The 19,790-nt window shown below is 73.5% G+C and carries 8 protein-coding genes and 1 pseudogene; 8 read left to right on the top strand and 1 reads right to left on the bottom strand.

The genetic code is table 11. From position 1 onward, the window contains the following. Nucleotides 1-17: 17 nt before the first annotated feature. The 3 genes and pseudogenes from AB0I91_RS38685 to AB0I91_RS38675 form a co-directional block, all read left to right on the top strand. Nucleotides 18-10,892: pseudogene (locus AB0I91_RS38685) on the top strand (SDR family NAD(P)-dependent oxidoreductase); the annotation flags it as partial. Further along, nucleotides 10,889-11,794 (top strand): proline iminopeptidase-family hydrolase, encoded by a 906-nt coding sequence (locus AB0I91_RS38680; RefSeq protein ID WP_498776769.1) that lies wholly within the window; start codon nucleotides 10,889-10,891, stop codon nucleotides 11,792-11,794. The pseudogene AB0I91_RS38685 and the gene AB0I91_RS38680, both read left to right, overlap by 4 nt. A gap of 114 nt (nucleotides 11,795-11,908) precedes the next feature. After that, complete coding sequence (locus tag AB0I91_RS38675; protein WP_499617040.1) at nucleotides 11,909-12,820, top strand: ACP S-malonyltransferase; 912 nt, start codon at nucleotides 11,909-11,911, stop codon at nucleotides 12,818-12,820. 22 nt (nucleotides 12,821-12,842) lie between these two features. On the opposite strand, the gene AB0I91_RS38670 is transcribed toward AB0I91_RS38675, so the two are convergent. Then, nucleotides 12,843-13,088, bottom strand: a complete 246-nt coding sequence (locus AB0I91_RS38670; RefSeq protein WP_498776773.1) for a phosphopantetheine-binding protein — start codon at nucleotides 13,086-13,088, stop codon at nucleotides 12,843-12,845. Between the two features lie 95 nt (nucleotides 13,089-13,183). Here AB0I91_RS38670 and AB0I91_RS38665 point away from each other — a divergent pair, with 95 nt between their 5' ends. The 5 genes from AB0I91_RS38665 (at nucleotide 13,184) to AB0I91_RS38645 (ending at nucleotide 19,721) form a co-directional block, all read left to right on the top strand. Next, the gene (locus AB0I91_RS38665) at nucleotides 13,184-14,749 is read left to right on the top strand and encodes an AMP-binding protein (RefSeq protein ID WP_498776775.1); all 1,566 of its coding nucleotides are present in this window, start codon (nucleotides 13,184-13,186) and stop codon (nucleotides 14,747-14,749) included. A 77-nt stretch (nucleotides 14,750-14,826) separates the two neighbouring features. Continuing rightward, a complete protein-coding gene (locus AB0I91_RS38660) occupies nucleotides 14,827-16,344 on the top strand; it encodes an AMP-binding protein (RefSeq protein WP_499641284.1) in 1,518 nt (505 codons plus the stop codon). Next, on the top strand, nucleotides 16,344-17,564 hold the full coding sequence (locus tag AB0I91_RS38655) for a type III PLP-dependent enzyme domain-containing protein (protein ID WP_498776779.1): 1,221 nt from the start codon (nucleotides 16,344-16,346) through the stop codon (nucleotides 17,562-17,564). Before AB0I91_RS38660 ends, AB0I91_RS38655 begins: the two co-directional genes overlap by 1 nt. Continuing rightward, the gene (locus AB0I91_RS38650; protein WP_499641282.1) at nucleotides 17,561-18,043 is read left to right on the top strand and encodes a cobalamin B12-binding domain-containing protein; all 483 of its coding nucleotides are present in this window, start codon (nucleotides 17,561-17,563) and stop codon (nucleotides 18,041-18,043) included. Before AB0I91_RS38655 ends, AB0I91_RS38650 begins: the two co-directional genes overlap by 4 nt. A gap of 373 nt (nucleotides 18,044-18,416) precedes the next feature. Next, nucleotides 18,417-19,721, top strand: a complete 1,305-nt coding sequence (locus AB0I91_RS38645; RefSeq protein WP_499641287.1) for a methylaspartate mutase — start codon at nucleotides 18,417-18,419, stop codon at nucleotides 19,719-19,721. Nucleotides 19,722-19,790: the final 69 nt, after the last annotated feature.

Below are 19,790 nucleotides of genomic sequence, written 5' to 3'. Positions count from 1 at the left end.
GAATGACCGGCCCGAACGACAAACTCGTCGAAGCGCTCCGCGCGTCGTTGAAGGAGACCAAACTCCTGCGCGAGCAGAACCAGAAGCTCACCGCCACCCAGCGCGAACCGATCGCCATCGTCGGCATGAGCTGCCGCTACCCGGGCGGTGTCTCGTCGCCGGAGGACCTGTGGCGGCTCGTCGCGGACGGTGTGGACGCCGTGGGCGGGTTCCCGACGGATCGTGGTTGGGACGTCGAAGGCGTGTACGACCCGGAGCCCGGCGCGGTCGGCAAGACCTACGCCCGTGAGGGTGCGTTCCTGCACAACGCCGCCGACTTCGACCCCGCGTTCTTCGGGATCAGCCCGAACGAGGCGTTGGTGATGGATCCGCAGCAGCGGTTGTTGCTGGAGGCGTCGTGGGAGGCGGTCGAACGGGCGGGTATCGACCCGGTTTCCTTGCGGGGCAGCGATACCGGTGTGTTCGCGGGGATGATGTACCACGACTACCCGGCCAACAACAGCACGGGCGCGGTCGCCTCCGGCCGCGTCTCCTACACGCTGGGGCTGGAAGGGCCCGCGGTCACGGTGGACACGGCGTGCTCGTCGTCGCTGGTGGCGCTGCACTGGGCCGTCCAGGCGCTGCGTGCGGGGGAGTGCTCGCTGGCGCTCGTCGGCGGTGTCGCGGTCATGGCGACGCCGGAGACCTTCGTGGAGTTCAGCCGCCAGCGCGGACTGGCGAAGGACGGTCGGTGCAAGTCGTTCGCGGGCGCGGCGGACGGCACCGGCTGGGGCGAGGGCGTCGGCGTGGTGCTGGTGGAGCGGTTGTCGGACGCCCGCCGCAACGGCCACCGCGTGCTCGCCGTGGTCCGCGGGTCCGCGATCAACCAGGACGGCGCGTCCAACGGTCTCACCGCGCCCAACGGCCCGTCGCAGCGCCGCGTGATCCGGGCGGCCCTCGCCAACGCCCGCGTATCTGTGGATCAGGTCGACGTGGTGGAGGGTCACGGCACCGGCACGACGTTGGGCGACCCGATCGAGGCCCAGGCGTTGTTGGCCACCTACGGCCAGGACCGGGCCGAGGACGCGCCGTTGTGGTTGGGGTCGATCAAGTCGAACATCGGCCACACCCAGGCCGCCGCCGGCGTGGCCGCCATCATCAAGATGGTCCACGCGATCCAGCACGGTGTGATGCCGAAGACGCTGCACGTGGACGAGCCTTCCCCGCACGTGGACTGGGCGGCGGGCAACGTGAAGCTGCTGACCGAGGCCCGGGAGTGGCCGTCGAACGGGCACCCGCGTCGGGCCGGCATCTCGTCGTTCGGGATCAGCGGCACGAACGCCCACGTGATCATCGAGCAGGCGCCCGAGGAGGAGGCCGAGCAGGCGACGGCGGAGCTGCCGGTCGTGCCGTTGCTGGTGTCCGGGCACGACGCCGAGGGCGTGGCCGCGCAGGCGCGCAAGCTGCACGACTGGTTGCTGGACCACCCGTCCGTGCGGCCGACCGACGTGGCCTTCTCGCTGGTGACCACGCGTGCGGTGTTGTCGCACCGGTCGGTGGTGGCCGGTCGGGACCGCGACGAGCTGGTGCGTGCGCTGGCCGGGCTGGTGCCGGCGTTCACCCGGTCCACGGGCTCGACGGCGTTCTTGTTCACGGGGCAGGGTTCGCAGCGGCTCGGCATGGGTCGTGAGCTGTCGGCGGCGTTCCCGGTGTTCGCGGGTGCGTTCACCGAGGTGCTCGCGGGCTTCGACCCCGTGCTGCGGGACGTGATGTGGGGTGAGGACACCGAGCGGTTGGACCGCACGGAGTTCACGCAGCCTGCGCTGTTCGCGTTCGAGGTGGCGCTCTACCGGCTGTTGGAGTCGTGGGGTGTTCGGCCGGATCGGCTGGCGGGGCACTCGATTGGTGAGATCGCCGCCGTCCATGTCGCCGGGGTGTTGTCCCTGACGGACGCCTGCCGGTTGGTGTCGGCGCGGGCGAGTCTGATGCAGGCGTTGCCCGAGGGCGGCGCGATGGTGGCGATCAAGGCTGCCGAGGCCGAGGTGGTGCCGTTGTTGACCGGCGGTGTGGGCATCGCGGCGGTGAACGGCGCGGATTCGGTGGTGGTTTCCGGGGTCGAGGCCGAGGTGCTGGCGGTGGCCGCGAAGTTCGAGCGGTCGAAGCGGCTTTCGGTGTCGCACGCGTTCCACTCCGTGCTCATGGACCCGATGCTGGACGACTTCCGCGTGGTGGTGCGGGAGTTGAGCTTCCAGGCGCCGGAGATCCCGATCGTCACGTCGGGTGAGGTGACGGACCCGGAGTACTGGGTGCGGCACGTCCGGGACGCGGTGCGGTTCCACGACGCCGTGACGCGGTTGCGGGAGGAAGGCGTCGGCCGGTTCGTGGAGGTCGGCCCCGACGGCGTGCTGAGCGCGCTGGTCGAGGGCGCGATCGCGTTGCAGCGCAGGGGACGTGACGAGGCGGTCACGCTGGTCACCGGCCTCGGGCAGCTGCACGGCACCGGCGGCGCGGTCGACTGGCAGGCGTTCTTCGCCGGCCGCGGCACGCGGGTCGACCTGCCGACCTACGCGTTCCAGCGCGAGCGGTACTGGCTGGACACGATGGACTACCTGGCCGAGTCGTGGATGGCCGACGAGATCGGCAACGTGCGGTCCGCGGGGCTCGCGAAGGTCGAGCACCCGTTGTTGGGCGCGGTGGTCGAGTCGCCCGACTCGGAACGAGTGGTGTTGACCGGGCGGCTCGGCACCGACCGGCAGCCGTGGCTGGCCGACCACGACGTGCTCGGCAGCGTCCTGCTGCCCGGCACGGGCTTCGTCGAACTGGCGGTGCGCGCCGGTGACCAGGTCGGCTGCACCACGTTGGAGGAGCTGACCCTGACCGCACCCCTGGTGCTGCCGCCGGGCAAGGCGGCCGTGGTGGAGGTCGTGGTCGACGCGCCCGACGGGAACGGTCGGCGGCCGGTGTCGGTGTACTCGCGGGAGGAGGGCTCCGCCGCGCCGTGGACGCTGCACGCCCAGGGCGCGTTGTCCGAACGTGCGGTCGTGCCCTCCTTCGACCTGGCGCAGTGGCCGCCGGCCGGCGCGCAGCCGGTCGACCTCGACGGCGCGTACGAGCAGCTGGCCGATCAGGGCTACGGCTACGGGCCGGTGTTCCGAGGGCTCAAGGCGGCCTGGAAGGTCGGGGACGACGTGTACGCCGAGGTCGAGCTGCCCGCGCAGAACGCCGACGCCGCGCGGTTCGGGCTGCACCCGGCGCTGCTCGACGCGTCCCTGCACGCGATCCTGGTGCACGACGACGGCAACCGCGACGGCCGGACGGTGCTGCCGTTCGTGTGGAGCGGGGTCACGCTGCACGCCGCCGCCGCGCACGCGGTCCGGGTGCGGATCACCCCGTCCGGACGGGACAGCATCGCGCTGGCCGTCGCGGACCAGACCGGCCTGCCGGTCATGTCGGTCGAGGCGCTGGTGTCCCGACCGGTGTCGGCCGCGCAGCTCGACGTGCGGCCCGACCACCGCGACGCGCTGCTGCACATCGGGTGGCAGCAGGTCCCGGTCGCCTCGGCCGAGGAGTCCGACGACGTGCTGTTCGCCGTGACCACCCCGGACGGCGCCGTCACCGACCGGGTCCGTGCCGTCACGGCCGCCGTGCTCGACCGGCTCAACGCCGAGCACGCGGGCACGCTGGTCGTGGTGACCACCCACGCCGTGGCGGTGGGCCCGGACGACGTGGTCGACCTCGCGCAGGCCCCGGTGTGGGGTCTGGTGCGGGCCGCGCAGGCGGAGAACCCCGGCCGGTTCGTGCTGGTGGACACCGACGGGTTCGACGAGTCGCTGGTCCGGGCGGCGGTGGCGACCGGTGAGCCGGAGATCGCGCTGCGCGCCGGGCAGGCGCACGTGCCCAGGCTGGCCAGGACGTCCGCGACCGGCGACCGGCCGCGGTGGCGCGAGGGCGGCACGGTGCTGGTCACGGGTGGCACCGGTGGACTGGGTGGCCTGGTGGCCCGGCACCTGGTGGTCGAGCACGGCGTGAGGCACTTGGTGTTGACGAGTCGCCGTGGCCTGGCAGCGCCGGGTGCGACCGAGCTGCGCGAAGAGCTGACCGCGCTCGGTGCGGAGGTGACGATCGCGGCGTGCGACATGGGTGATCGTGCCGCGGTGGCGGCGTTGCTGGCCGACATCCCGGCCGAGCACCCGTTGACCGGTGTCGTGCACGCCGCCGGCGTCGCGCGCAACGGCGTGGTCGGCGCGGTCACCCCGGAGCAGGTCGAGGACGTGTTCCGCCCGAAGGTGGACGCCGCCTGGCACCTGCACGAGCTGACGGCGGACCTCGACTTGGCCGCGTTCGTGCTGTTCTCCTCGGCGGGCGGCCTGGTGCTGGCCGCCGGGCAGGCGACGTACGCGGCGGCGAACGTGTTCCTCGACGCCCTCGCGCACCACCGCCACGCCGAAGGGCTGCCCGCGACGTCCCTGGCCTACGGGCTGTGGGGCGTGGACGCGGGCCTCGGCGCGCTGCTCGGCGAGGTCGACCTGGACCGGGTGCGCCGCCAAGGGCTCCCGCCGCTGACGCTCGACGAAGGCCTCGGCCTGTTCGACGCCGCGCTGGAGACGGGCCGACCGGTGCTCGTGCCGCTGCGGGTCGACGCGGCCACGGCACGCACCCCCATCGGCGACGTGCCCGCGTTGCTGCGCGGACTGGTGCGCGCTCCCGCGCGTCAAGCGGCCCGGCGGGGTTCGAGCGAGCTGGTCAGGCAACTGGACGGCCTCGACGACGCCCGACGCCTCGACGCGCTGCTCGACCTGGTGCGCGGCCACGTCGCCGCCGTCCTCGGGCACGCCTCCGCCGACGCGATCGAGCCCGACCGGGCGTTCCAGGAGCTGGGCTTCGACTCGCTGTCGGCGGTCGAGCTGCGCAACGCCCTCAACACCGTGACCGGCCTCGACCTCCCGGCGACCCTGGTGTTCGACCAGCCGTCCGCGCGGGCGGTGGCGCTGCACATCGAGGAGACGCTGGCCGGCGCCGCCGCCGCGACCGCCGCGGTCGTCACCAGGGTGGCGGTCGACGAACCGATCGCCATCGTCGCGATGGGCTGCCGCTACCCCGGCGGCGTCACCACGCCGGAAGACCTGTGGCGGGTCGTGCTGGACGGCGTCGACACGGTGACCGGGTTCCCGGACAACCGCGGCTGGGACGAGGTCTACGACCCCGAACCCGGCAAGCGCGGCAAGAGCTACACCCGCGAGGGCTGCTTCCTGCACGACGCGACCATGTTCGACCCCGGGTTCTTCGGGATCAGCCCGAACGAGGCCGTCGCCATGGACCCGCAGCAGCGGCTGCTGCTGGAGATCGCCTGGGAGGCCCTGGAACGCGCCGGGATCGACCCGGTCTCGCTGCGCGGCAGCGCCACCGGCGTGTTCGCGGGCCTGATGTACCACGACTACGGGCAGGGCTCGGACCGCGCGCACTCCAGCGGTGGCAGCCTCGTGTCCGGCCGCGTCTCCTACACCCTCGGGTTGGAGGGACCCGCGGTCACCGTCGACACCGCGTGCTCGTCGTCGCTGGTCGCGCTGCACCTGGCGATCCAGGCGCTGCGCTCCGGCGAGTGCTCGCTGGCGCTCGCCGGTGGCGTGACGGTGATGTCCACGCCGGACATGTTCGTCGACTTCAGCCGCCAGCGCGGGCTCTCCGCCGACGGCCGGTGCAAGTCGTACGCGGGCGCGGCGGACGGCACCGGCTGGGGCGAGGGCGCCGGTCTGCTGCTGGTCGAACGGCTGTCGGACGCGCGCCGCAACGGGCACCCGGTGCTCGCCGTCGTGCGCGGGACCGCGCTCAACCAGGACGGCGCGTCGAACGGCTTCTCCGCGCCGAACGGGCCGTCCCAGCAGCGGCTCATCCGGCAGGCCCTCGGCGTCGCCGGACTGTCCACTTCGGACGTGGACGTGGTCGAGGGCCACGGCACCGGCACGACGTTGGGCGACCCGATCGAGGCGCAGGCGCTGCTGGCCACCTACGGCCAGGACCGGACCGACGACGCCCCGCTGTGGTTGGGGTCGATCAAGTCGAACATCGGCCACACGCAGGCCGCCTCCGGCGTGGCCGGGGTGATCAAGATGGTGGAGGCCGTCCGGCGCGGTGTGATGCCGAAGACCCTGCACGTGGACGAGCCGTCGCCGCACGTGGACTGGGCGGCGGGCGGCGTGCGGCTGCTCACCGAGGCGCGCGAGTGGCCCGCGGTGGACCGGCCGCGGCGGGCGGCGGTCTCGTCGTTCGGCATCAGCGGCACCAACGCGCACGTGATCATCGAGCAGGCCGACCCGGTGCAACCCCGGCCCGAGACGCCGACCGTGACCGGTTCGGTCGTGCCGTGGCTGCTGTCCGCCCGGACGGCGGAAGGGCTCCTCGCGCAGGCCGCGTCGCTGCGGTCGCACCTGGTGGACCGGCCGGACCTGCGCGGTGTCGACGTCGGCTTCTCGCTGGCCACGGGCCGTTCGCGGTTCGAGCACCGGGCCGTGCTGGTCGGCGAGCACCGGGGCGAGCTGATGCGGGAGCTGACCGCGCTGGCCGAGGGCCGGGGCGCGTCCGGCGTGGCGCGGTCGACCGGCTCGACCGCGTTCCTGTTCACCGGTCAGGGCTCGCAGCGGGTCGGCATGGGCCGTGAGCTGTACGGGGAGTTCCCGGTGTTCGCGCGGGCGTTGGAGGAGGCGGCGGCCGGGTTCGCGCCGGAGCTGCTGGACGTGATGTGGGGCTGGGACGAGAAGGCGGTCAACCGCACGGAGTTCACGCAGCCTGCGCTGTTCGTGTTCGAGGTGGCGCTCTACCGCTTGGTGGAGTCGTGGGGCGTGCGGCCGGATCGGGTGGCGGGTCACTCCATCGGTGAGATCGCGGCGGCCCACGTGGCCGGGGTGCTCTCCTTGGACGACGCGTGCCGGTTGGTGTCGGCCCGGGCGAGCCTGATGCAGGCGTTGCCCGAAGGCGGGGCGATGGTGGCGGTCAAGGCCACCGAAGCCGAGGTGCTGCCGCTGTTGACCGAGGGTGTGAGCATCGCGGCGGTCAACGGGCCGGATTCGGTGGTGGTTTCCGGGGTCGAGGCCGAGGTGCTGGAGGTGGCCGCGAAGTTCGAGCGGTCGAAGCGGTTGTCGGTGTCGCACGCGTTCCACTCGGTGTTGATGGACCCGATGCTGGACGACTTCCGTGCCGTGGTGCGGGAGTTGAGCTTCCGGGAGCCGACGATCCCGGTCGTCGCGGTCGGCGACGTGACGGATCCGGAGTACTGGGTGCGGCACGTCCGCGACGCCGTCCGGTTCCACGACGTCGTGGTGCGGCTGCGTGAGCAGGGTGTCGTGCGCTTCGTGGAGGTCGGCCCGGACGGGGTGCTCAGCGCCCTGGTCGAGGACGGCATCCCGTTGCAGCGCAAGGGCCGTGACGAGGCCGTCACGCTGGTGACCGGCATCGGTCGGCTGCACACCGCCGGCGGGACCGTGGACTGGCGGGCCTTCTTCGCGGGCCGCGCCGCCCGGCGGGTCGACCTGCCGACCTACCCCTTCCAGCGCCAGGAGTACTGGCCGGACGAGCAGCTGCTGCTCACCCCGGACATCGCGGCCACCGGCCTGGCGACGGTCGGACACCCCCTGCTGGGTGCGGCGGTGCCGCTGGCCGACTCCGGCGAGCTGCTCCTCACCGGACGCCTCGCCGCCCACGCGCAGCGCTGGCTGGCCGACCACCGCGTGTTCGACAACGTCCTGGTCCCCGGCGCCGCGCTGGTCGAGCTGGCGGTACAGGCCGGTGACCGGGTCGGCTGCGACGTGCTGGCGGAGCTGACCCTCGGCGCACCGCTCGTGCCCGCCGAGAAGGGCTCGCAGGTGCAGGTGCGCGTCGGCGCGGCCGACGACGGCGGGCGACGTCGGATCACCATCCACTCCCGCCCCCAGGACGCGGAGCCGGACGAGCCGTGGACGGCGCACGCCGACGGCGTGCTCGCCGCCGGGACCGGGGCGCCCGGCGCCCGGCTGGACGAGTGGCCACCGCCCGGCGCCGAGCCCGTCGACCTCGACGGCGCGTACGAGTTCCTCCAGGACCGCGGTTACGGGTACGGCCCGGCGTTCCAGGGCCTGCGGGCCGCGTGGCGGCGCGGTGACGACGTCTACGCCGAGGTCTCCCTCCCGGAGCAGAGCCGCGCCGAAGCCGCCCGGTACGGGCTGCACCCCGCGCTGCTCGACGCCGCGATGCACGCGTTGAACTTCGCCGGCGACGATGACGCCGACGGCACGCGCACGATGCTGCCGTTCTCCTGGTCCGGCGTGACCCTGCACGCCACCGGCGGCACCGCGCTGCGGGTCCGGCTGAGCCGGTCGAGCGAGACGGCGTTCGCGCTCACCCTGGCCGACGCCGCCGGCGCGCCCGTCGCCACCGTCGCGGCGCTGAACCTGCGCCCGGTGTCGGTCGAGCAGCTGACGGCGGGCCGGCGCGACGCGTCGGTGCTGCGCGTCGACTGGAACCAACTCGCCACGCCGGAGGACCGGGTGGAGCTGGTGCCGCTCGCCGAGGTCGCCGATGGCCGCCCGGCGCCGGCGCACGTCCGGCTGCGCGTCGAACCGGTCGGTGACGACGTGCCGACGCGCGTGCGGTCCGCCACGACCGCCGTGCTCGCCGCCGTGCGGACCTGCCTGGAGGACGAGCGCTTCACCGGCACGACCCTCGTGGTGGTGACCCGGCACGCGGTCGACACCGGTGACGGCGTGGTGGACGTCGCGCAGGCCCCGGTGTGGGGTCTGGTGCGGGCCGCGCAGGCCGAGAACCCGGGCCGGTTCGTGCTGGTGGACACCGACGACCGGGCCGTGTCCGCGGGCGCGGTCGACGCCGCCGCGGCTGCCGGTGAACCGGAGATCGCGGTGCGGGGCGGCAGGTTGAGGGTGCCGAGGCTGGTCCGGCACACCGACGTCGGTGACTCGCCGCGGTGGCGCGAGGGCGGCACGGTGCTGGTCACGGGTGGCACCGGCGGTCTGGGTGGTCTGGTGGCCCGGCACCTGGTGGTCGAGCACGGCGTGCGGCACTTGGTGTTGACGAGTCGGCGTGGTGTGGAAGCGCCGGGTGCGACCGGGTTGCGTGACGAGCTGACGGCGTTGGGCGCGGCCGTGACGATCGCGGCGTGCGACGTCGGCGACCGTGCCGCGGTGGCGGCGTTGGTGGCGGGCATCCCGGCCGAGCACCCGTTGACCGGTGTCGTGCACGCCGCCGGCGTCGCGGACAACGGCCTCGTCGGCACCATCACGCCCGAGCGGATCGACCCCGTGCTGCGGGCCAAGGCGGACGCCGCCTGGCACCTGCACGAGCTGACCGCGGAGGTCGACCTGGCCGCGTTCGTGCTGTTCTCCTCCGCGGGCGGGCACGTCCTCGCGTCGGGCCAGGCGCCCTACGCGGCGGCGAACGTGTTCCTCGACGCCCTCGCCGCGCACCGGGCGGCCTCCGGGCTGGCCGCGACGTCGATGGCGTTCGGCCTGTGGGCGGTCGACACCGGTCTGAGCGCCTACCTGACCGAAGCCGACCTGCACCGCCTGCGCCGCCAGGGCCTGCCCGCGCTGACCGAGGCCGAGGCGTTCGCCTCGTTCGACGCGGCGCTGGCGGCGGGCGTGCCGGCGCTCGTGCCGCTGAAGGTGGACGTCCAGGCGCTGCGGTCCCGCACTGACGAGATCCCGGTGCTGCTGCGCGGTTTCGCACCGGCACGCCGGCGTGGCGCGGCGGAGGCGGCGGAAGCGGGCGCGCTGCGGCAGCGGCTCGCCGGGCTGGACGAGGCCGAGCAGGAAGTCGTGCTGCGCGACCTCGTGCTCGGGTACTGCGCGATGCTGCTCGGCCACACCGACCCGGCCGCCGTCGACCCGGAGCGCGACTTCCTGGAGTCCGGGTTCGACTCGCTCACCGCGATGGAGCTGCGCAACCAGCTCAACGCGGCCACCGGGCTGAGCCTGCCGCCCATGGTGGTGTTCGACAACAAGAACCCGGCGGAGCTGGCCAGGTGGGTGCGCTCCGAGCTGTCCGTCGGCACCACGGCGGCGCCGGTCGCCGCCACGGCGGACGACTCGCTCAGCGCCCTGTTCCGCGCCGGGCTGGAGGAGGGGCGGGTCGGCGAGGCCTACGACCTGCTCCGCGCCGTGGTCGCGCTGCGGCCGAAGTTCACCTCGGCGGCCGACCCGGCGGACGTCCCGTCGCCGGTCACCATGCGCGAAGGGCCGGCCGGCGCGCCGCGCCTGATCTGCCTGAGCACGCCGATGGTCACCGGCGGCCTGCACCAGCACTCGCGGGTGGTCGGGAACCTCAGCACGCCGCGGCGCGTCGTGGGCATCCCCACGCCGGGCTTCGTCGCGGGGGAGGGCCTGCCCGCCTCCGTGGACGCCGCCGTCGAGGTGCTCGCCGCCGCCGTGCTCAAGGCCGCCGAGGGCGAGCCATTCGTGCTCTTCGGCTACTCGTCCGGCGGATCGCTGGCCTACTCGGTCGCCGGGCACCTGGAGCGGACCGGGGCGGCGCGGCCCGCGGGCGTGGTCATGCTCGACTCGTTCAAGATCCTCGACGAGGGCTCCGGCGCGGCCATGCCGATCCGCGAGCTGACGCTGGGCCTGTACGAGAAGGAGTCCCTGTTCGGCCGGTTCGACAACGCCCGGCTGTCCGCGATGGCCTGCTGGTTCGACCTCGTGCCCAACCTGCGGATGGACCCGGTCGAGGCGCCCGTGCTGTTCATCCGGTGCACCGAGAGCTTCCTGGACCTGCCCGAGGGCCAGCAGGACTGGCTCGCCGAGCCGCTGGAGCCCACGCACGCCGTGCGGTCCGTGGCGGCCAACCACTTCACCGTCATCGAGGAGCGCTCCGCCGACACCGCGAAGCTCGTCGACGGCTGGCTCGACTCGATGGAGAGGGACGACCGATGAGGATCAAGCCGACGTCGAAGGGCCTGGCGCCGTTCGGGGAGCACCACACCTGGTACCGGGTGACCGGAGACCTGCGCTCCGGTCGCCCGCCGCTGGTGGTCGTCCACGGCGGGCCGGGCAGCACGCACGACTACCTCCAGAACCTGGCCGTCCTCGCCGAGCACGGCCACCCCGTCGTGCACTACGACCAGCTCGGCAACGGCGGCTCCACGCACCTGCCCGACCGGGGTCCGGACTTCTGGACCGTGGAGCTGTTCCTGGCCGAGCTGGACAACCTCCTGGAGCACCTGGGCATCGCCGACGGGTACGTGCTCTACGGGCACTCCTGGGGCGGGATGCTCGCCACCAAGCACGCCGCCGCGAGGCCCGCCGGGCTGCGCGGCCTGGTGGTGGCCAACTCGCCCGCGTCCTACCCGTTGTGGTTGCGGGAGATGGAGGTGCTGCGCGCCCGGCTGCCGTTCGGCGTCAACGACACCCTGCTGCGGCACGAGGCCGCGGGCACCACCGACAGCGAGGAGTACGCCAAGGCGATCATGCCGTTCTACACCGAGCACGTGTGCCGGCTCGACCCGTGGCCGCGCGACTACCTGGCCTCGTTCTACGAGATCGTCAACGACCCGACCGTCTACCACGCCATGAACGGGCCGAGCGAGTTCCACGTCATCGGCACCCTCAAGGACTGGTCGGTGATCGACTGCTGCCCGCTGGTGGACGTGCCGACGCTCGTCGTCTCAGGCCGGCACGACGAGGCGACGCCGGTGACCGTGCAGCCCTACGCCGACCTTGTGCCCGACGTGCGGTGGGAGCTGTTCGAGGAGTCCAGCCACCTGCCCAACCTGGAGGAGCCGGAGCGCTTCACGCAGGTCCTGCGGGACTACCTGGACGGCCTGGCGGCCCGGTAGGGGGAGCTAGGGGTGTGCCGGGCACGGGACCGCGCCACACACTCGCAGGGAAACCGCGGCGCGTTCTACGTGAATGGACAAAGGTACATGGACACCGCCATCACCTTCCCCGGAATGGGGCCCAACCGATTCCACGACCTCGCCAAGTTCCTGCTCGTCGACCCGTCGACCCGGGCCATGCTCGCGACCGCGGACGACGTGCTCGGCTATTCGCTGTTCGACCGCTGCCTGGCCGATGACGACGACTACTCGGAATACGCTCAGGTCGCGTTCCTGATCGCGTGCCTCGGCATGGCCAAGTGGGCGGAGGAGGAGTTCGGCGCACGCCCCGAGGTGTGCGTCGGGCTCAGCTTCGGCGGCAAGACGGCCGCGGTCTACTCGGGCGCGCTGGACTTCGCCGACGCGGTCGGCCTGACGGTGGCGATGGCCAGGGCCGAGCAGGAGTACTTCGCCCACGAGCACCGCGACGTGGTCACCCACTCGTTCACCAGGGTGCCCGCGGACGTGCTGGCCGGGATCCTCGGCGAGCTGGACCGGCGGGGCGAGTGGTACGAGATCTCCTGCTACGTCGACGAGGACTTCCACATGGTGTCCCTGCGCGACCACGCCCTGGAGGACTTCCAGCGCAGGCTCCGCGCGGTGGGCGGCATGTCGTTCTACACGATGCGCCCGCCGCTGCACTGCGCCGCGTTCGCGCCGCTGCGCGACCGGGTCGAGCGCGACGTGCTGGCCGGGATCGACTTCGCCGACCCGCGCGTGCCGGTGGTGGCCGACCAGGACGGTCGCGTGCTCACCACGGCGGAGGGGGTGCGGACGATGCTGCTGGACGGGATCGTGCGCCCGGTGCGCTGGCCGGCCGCGATCGCGACCCTGCAAGGGCTCGGGGTGCGCACGCTGCACGTCGCCGGGCCGGACGCGGTCTTCGGCCGGGTCCGCGCGGCGCGGTCGGCCTTCGAGGTCGTGCCCGCCAACCTGGACCGCGTGCTGCGGCCACGCACCCGCGGCATGGCCGCCGCGAGCGCGTAGCCGTCGCTGCCCGGTCCGCCGGTCAGGCGGGCTCCAGCATGGACGACAGCGCCGCCCACAGCGTGCCCGGCGTGGCGAACGTGCTCAGGTTCAGCGACTCGTCCAGGAACCGCACGCCGTACTCCTGCTCCACCGCGGACAGCAGGTCCACCGTGGCCATCGAGTCCAGGCCCAGGTCGCGCAGCACCGCGTCCGCCGACAACTCCTCGTCCGGCGGGAGGAAGGGCAGTTGCGCCCGCAGCAGCTCCTCGAACCGTTCGTCCCACATAACCCCTCCGACTGTCGTTGGTCCGCTGGACCGAAACGAAAACCGATCCGCGGTGCCCTCACAACCCCTGGCGCCCCCTAGTCACCGGAGCCACGATGACCGACACGACACCCGCGCTGCACGCCCGTTTCCTGCGCGGGCTCGGGGTTTCGCCGCACCGTGACGCGGTGCGCGTGGGCGCGGACGCGATCACCTACGAGGCCGCGCACGACCGCGCGTCGCGGTGGGCGGGCGCGCTGCTGGCCGGAGTGGACGAACGGCCGCGCGCGATCGGCGTGCTGGCGGGCAAGAGCATCGAGGCCTACGTCGGCGTGCTCGCCGCGCTCTACACCGGCGCCGCGGTCGTGCCGCTGCACCTGGCGTTCCCGCCGGCGCGCACCGCGCGGATGATCGAGCTGGCCGGGGTGTCGGCGCTGATCGTCGACGAGGAGGGCGCGGGCGTGCTCGCCCGGATGCCGGAGGTCGACGTCCCGGTGCTCGCCCCGGCGGGCGGCGACGTCCCCGCCGGCCGGGCCGTGCCGGTCCACGCCGCCACCGCGCTCGGCGAGCCGCGGTCGGTCGACGCGACCGACACCGCCTACCTGTTGTTCACCTCCGGGTCGACGGGCACGCCGAAGGGCGTGTCGATCACCCACGGCAACACCCGGCACTACTTCGACCTCGTCACCCGCCGGTACGAGGCCGGGCCGGACGACGTGTTCTCGCAGACGTTCGACCTGAACTTCGACTGCGCGATGTTCGACCTGTTCTGCGCGTGGGACGCGGGCGCGACGGTGCAGGCCGTGCCCGCCGCCGCCTACCGCAGGCTGCCGGAGTTCCTGGCCGAGCGCGACGTCACGGTGTGGTTCTCCACGCCCAGCGCGATCCCGCTGGTGCGCCGCACCGGCGGCCTCGGGCCCGGCGCGCTGCCGGGGCTGCGGCTGAGCCTGTTCGCGGGCGAGGCGCTCAAGGCCGCCGACGCCGCCGACTGGCAGGCCGCGGCGCCCGGCTCGGCGCTGGAGAACATCTACGGCCCCACCGAGCTGACCGTCACCGTCACCGGGCACCGCTGGCGGCCCGACACGTCGCCTTCGTTGTGCGTCAACGGACTCGTGCCCATCGGCGCCGTCCACGAGGGACACGACCACGTGCTGCTCGGCGCGGACGGCGAGCCGGTCGCCGACGAGGGCGAGCTGTGCGTCACCGGGCCTCAGCTCACCGCGGGCTACCTCGACCCGGCCGACGAGCCGGGCCGCTTCGTCCGCCGTGACGGCCGCACCTGGTACCACACCGGGGACCGCGTGCGCCGGCTCGACAACGGCGAGCTGATCTACCTCGGCCGGCTCGACAGCCAGGTGCAGGTGCAGGGCTGGCGGGTCGAACCCGCCGAGGTCGAGCACGCGCTGCGGTCGTGCCCCGGCGTGCAGGACGCGGTGGTCGTCGCGGTCACCGCGGACGAGCTGACCGAACTGGCGGTCTACTACACCGGCGAGCCGACGCCGCCCGCCGCGCTGGCCGCCGCGCTGCGCTCCGCGCTGCCCTCCGGAATGGTGCCGAAACGCTACCGGCACGTCGAGGAATTCCCGCTCAACTCCAACCGCAAGGTGGACCGTTCCCGACTCGCCGCGGCCGCCGCGGCCGAGTACGCCCCTAGGGGTGAGAAAAGCTCCGTAGGGGTGTGACCGGCGCCGGCCGCCGGTTACGTTCGAGCCCATCGAATTCTGCTCAGGCCCCGCTTTCCGAATGGGAGACGCGGATTTTGGACGCCCGAATTGACCCGATCGAACGCGCCGCGTCGATCCACGGCCTGCTCGACGACGCCGCGGCCGAGACGCCCGACGCGTCCGCCGTCCGCGACCCGGTCGGCACGCTGACCTACCGCCGGCTGCACGCGCTGAGCCACGCCTTCGCCCGGTGGCTGCACGACCAGGGGCTGCGCCGCGGCGACCGCCTCGTCGTGCAGCTGCCGACCCGCCGGGAACAGGTCGCGATGTTCTTCGGCGCGTCCCGCAACGGCGTGGTCTTCGTGCCGCTCAACCCCGCGATGAAGCAGTACCACCTGCGTTCCGTGCTCGCCGACGCCGAGCCCGCCGCGGTGATCGGCGCGGGCGAGCAGACCGGGCGGCTGCGGGAGATCACCGACCTGCCGGTGCACGACCTGGCCGACGTGTGGCCCGAGGTCGAGGCGGCGGCCGACCAGGACGTCCGGGTGGACGTCGAGGTCGCGCCCGACGACATCGCCGTGCTCATCTACACCTCCGGCAGCACGGCCGCGCCCAAGGCCGTGATCGGCCCGCACGCGCAGGTGGTGTTCGCGTCCCGCGCCCTCCAGCAGGTGCTCGGCTACCGCGCCGACGACGTGGTGTTCTGCCGCTTCCCGCTGTCGTGGGACTACGGCCTCTACAAGGTCCTGCTGACGACGCTGGGCCGCAGCGAGATCGTGCTGGCGGGCGAGGAGTCCGACCTGTTGCTGCTGCGGCGGATGCGCGAGGTCGGCGCGACCGTGGTGCCCATCGTGCCGTCGCTCGCGACGATGATCACCACGTTGGCGCAGCGCGACGTCGAGCCGCCACCGCCGGTCCGGCTGATCACCAACACCGGCGCCGCGCTGTCCGCGCCGACGATCGGCGCGCTGCGGTCGGCGTTCCCCGGTGTCCGGGTGGTGCGCCAGTTCGGCCAGACCGAGTGCAAGCGCGTGTCGATCATGCCGCCCGAGGAGGACGACCAGCGGCCCCAGTCGGTCGGCCTGCCGCTGCCCGGCACCACCGTGTCGATCCTCGGCCCCGACGGCGAACCCGTGCCGCAGGGCGAGGTCGGCGAGATCGTGGTGTCCGGCCCGCACGTCATGCCCGGCTACTGGCGCATGCCCGAGCTGACCGACCGGACGTTCCGGCCGGTCGGCGACACCGGGCAGCGGCGGCTGCACACCGGCGACTACGGCCGCGTCGACGAGGACGGCTACCTGTACTTCGAGGGCCGCCGCGACGACATGTTCAAGCGCAAGGGCATCCGCATGAGCACGGTCGAGATCGAGGCCGCCGCGATGGACGTGCCCGGCGTGCGGACGGCCGCCGCGGTACCGCCGTCGGGCGACCGCGACCTCGCGCTGTTCGTCGAGGGCGACGTCGACCCGCACGTGGTGCTGAAGGAACTGGCCCAGCGCCTCGAACCGGCGAAGGTGCCCGCGATCTGCCGGGTCGTGGACGACCTGCCGCTGACCATGCACGGCAAGAACGCGCGCGCCGCGCTCGCCGACCTCCTCGACCGGAGCAGATGATGACCGACGACGTCGGGCTTGCCGCCGAGTTCGGCACGCCGCTGTACGTGTACCGGCTGGACGACGTGGCCGAGGCGAGGAAGCAGCTGTTCGACGCGCTGCCCGACGACGTCGAGCTGTTCTACGCGCTCAAGGCCAACCCGCACCCCGACCTGGTGCGGGCGCTGCGCGAGGGGGAGGGCCGGACCTGCCGGGCGGAGATCAGCTCCACCGGCGAGCTGGCCGCCGCGCTCGCCGCCGGGTTCCGCGGCGAGGACTGCCTCTACACCGGTCCGGGCAAGACCCGCGGCGAGCTGGACGAGGCGATCGCGCAGGGCGTGCGGTTGTTCTCCACCGACTCGGTGACCGACGTGCGGCACGTCGGCGAGGCCGCCCGCGCCCAGGACGTCGAGGTGGACTGCCTGCTGCGCGTCAACAGCGCCGCGGCCAGCGCCACCACCAGCATCCGGATGACCGGCACGCCGTCGCAGTTCGGCTTCGACAGCGAGGTGCTGGCCGACGCGCTGCCGCTGCTGCGGGAGGTGGCGGGCGTGCGGATCGCGGGCTTCCACTTCTTCCCGCTCAGCAACGCCACCGACGAGGACAACCTGATCGGCGAGTTCGAGCACACGATCGCGCTCGCCGCCCGGCTGTCGGCGGAGCTCGACCTGCCGTTGCGCTACCTCGACATCGGCGGCGGCTTCACCGTGCCATACGGCGCGCCGGGGGAGCGGCCCGAGTACCCGAAGCTGCGCGCCGCGCTCGAACGGGCGCTCGACCTGCACCTGCCCCAGTGGCGCGCCGGTGCTCCCCGCGTGGCCTGCGAGTCGGGGCGCTACCTGGTCGGTGGCAGCGGCACGCTGGTCGCGGGCGTCACCAACGTCAAGGTCAGCCGCGGGCGCAAGTTCGTGATCACCGACGCGGGCATCAACACGTTCGGCGGCATGTCCGGCCTCGGCCGGCTGCTGCCGGTCCAGGTGCAGACCGCGGAGGGCGACGGGCCGGTGGAGAAGGCGAGCCTCGTCGGTCCGCTGTGCACGCCGGGGGACGTCCTCGGTCGGCAGATCGACCTGCCGCCGGTGGAGTCCGGTGACGTCGTGTGCGTGCCCAACACCGGGGCGTACGGGCCGACGGCGAGCCTGCTGATGTTCCTCGGCAGGCCCGCGCCGACCGAGGTCGTGGTGCGGGGTGACGAGGTCGTCTCGGTGTCCAGCATCGAGCACCGCCGGGTGTACCGGTGACGACTCCGGACCACCTCCCGACCGCGCCGACGGTCGTGGTGAGCGGTGTCGCGTCCGACTCGCACACGTGGAACCTGGTGTTCCTCCAGCTGCTCGTGGAGGAGCTGGGCTACCCGGTGGTGAACCTCGGGCCGTGCGTGCCGGACGAGGTGCTGGTGGAGCGGTGCCGCCGCATCCGGCCCGGCCTGGTGGTGATCGGCACGGTCAACGGGCACGGCGGCCAGGACGCCCTGCGGGTGATCGAACGGCTGCGCGGCGTTCCCGAACTGGCCACGACGCCCGTGGTGATCGGCGGCAAGCTGGGCGTGTCCGGCGACGTGAGCGGCCACACGCCCGCCCTGCTGGCGGCGGGTTTCGACGCGGTCTTCGAGGACGGCGGCGAGGCGATCGCCGACTTCCGCCGGTTCATGCGCGCCATCCCGCCCGCCGGCCGCCCCGCCCTGTCGCGCGTGGCGCAGGGTTCGGAGGCGACGGCGTGAGGGCGTCGGTCCGGCGACCGGCGCCCGGCGCCGTGGATCTGGTCGAGCCGCCCGCCCGGCCCGACTTCGAAGGCGCGTCCCGGTCTGCGTTCGGCCGGCCGGTGGGGCGCGAGGATGTCGGCGTGGCTCGGCTGGGCGTTATCTGTGGGCGTGTGGAGTCCCTGGAGCGATCGGCTTCCGGCCATGAGCGCCTCACCGCCGCGCGGTCGGCAGGTGTCGCCCGGCGCGGGGCGCGGGGCGCGCGTTCGGCGAGCGGAGGTCGCGGTGCCGCCGGGCGCGGTGATCGGAAGGTGCGGCGGGCCGCGAGGTGGGCGGCGTGAGGTCCGTCGGGTCGTCGGCCGGTGAGGGCGTCGTCGGGCGGACCCCCGGCGAGCTGGGCACGCGGCCGGTCGGGTTCGGTGAGTTCGTGCGCACCGCCGCCCGCCGTGACGGCCTGGTCGTGCAGCCGCGCATGGGGTTCGACTCGCCCGAGCGGATGCGCGCGGGGCTCATGGCCACCAAGCACGCCCGCGCCACCACCGTCGGCACCATCACGCTCGACAGCTACACCCGCGTCGGCGACCTCGCCGCGGCCGAGGCCGCGCTCGCCGACGGCATGCCGCTCAACGGCTACCCCATCGTGACCCACCTCCCCGAGACCACGGCCGGTGTCCTCGACGGACTCCGCGACGACGACTTCCCCGTCCAGGTGCGGCACGGCTCGGCCGTGCCCGGCGACATCGTGTCCGCCCTCGTCCGCCTGAAGATCGACGCCACCGAGGGCGGCCCGGTCTCGTACTGCCTGCCCTACGGCCGCACGCCGCTCGCCGAGTCCGTGCGCAACTGGGCCGACGCCGCCACCAGGTTCACCGCGCTGCGGGACTTCGGCGTCGAACCGCACGTGGAGACCTTCGGCGGCTGCATGCTCGGCCAGCTGTGCCCGCCGAGCCAGCTCGTGGCGATCAGCGTGCTGGAGGCGTTGTTCTTCGCCGCCAACGGCATCCGCAGCATCTCCGTCAGCTACGCCCAGCAGACCAACCAGGAGCAGGACGTCGAGGCCGTGGCCGCGCTGCGCCGCCTGTGCGGCGAACTGCTGCGGGTCGCCGACTGGCACGTGGTGGTCTACGCCTACATGGGCGCCTACCCCACCACGCCCGCGGGCGCGTACCGGCTGCTCGGCAAGGCCGCGGAACTCGCCGTGACCACCGGGTCCGAGCGGCTCATCGTCAAGACCGTCGCGGAGTCCCGGCGCATCCCCACCATCGCGGAGAACGTGGCGGCGCTCGAGCACGCCGCCGCCGCGGCGCGTGCCGGCACCACCCGACCCGCCCCGCGGGACACCCAGACCTACGCCGAGGCACGGGCACTGGTCGAGGCCGTGCTCGACCTCGCGGGCGACGTCGGCACGGCCCTGCTGCGCGCGTTCGAACGGGGCTACCTCGACATCCCCTACTGCCTGCACCCGGACAACGCGGGCCGCACCCGCAGCCACCTCGACGAGCGGGGTCGGCTGTGCTGGTCGGACCTGGGCAACCTGCCCCTGCGCCACCTCGTGGCGCCCACCGGCGGGCGGCACGTCACGTCCTCGGGCCTGCTGGCCGACCTGTCGTACGTGCGCCGCGCCTACGACGGCGAGCCGGGGCGACCCGGGCTAACCGACCACCACCCCGTATCCCTGCCCGCGAGCCCGGAGCGCTAGGTCAGGGGTCGGCTAGGGGCGTGCCGGCGCGGTCGTCCCTGTTTTCGTGCAACGAGCGTGCGACGGCGA

Origin of the sequence: Actinosynnema sp. NPDC049800 (assembly GCF_040656635.1) — a bacterium.
Classification (GTDB): Bacteria; Actinomycetota; Actinomycetes; order Mycobacteriales; family Pseudonocardiaceae; genus Actinosynnema.
The sequence above is the reverse complement of the archived record's forward strand: the minus strand, read 5'-3'. Positions and strand labels throughout refer to the sequence as shown.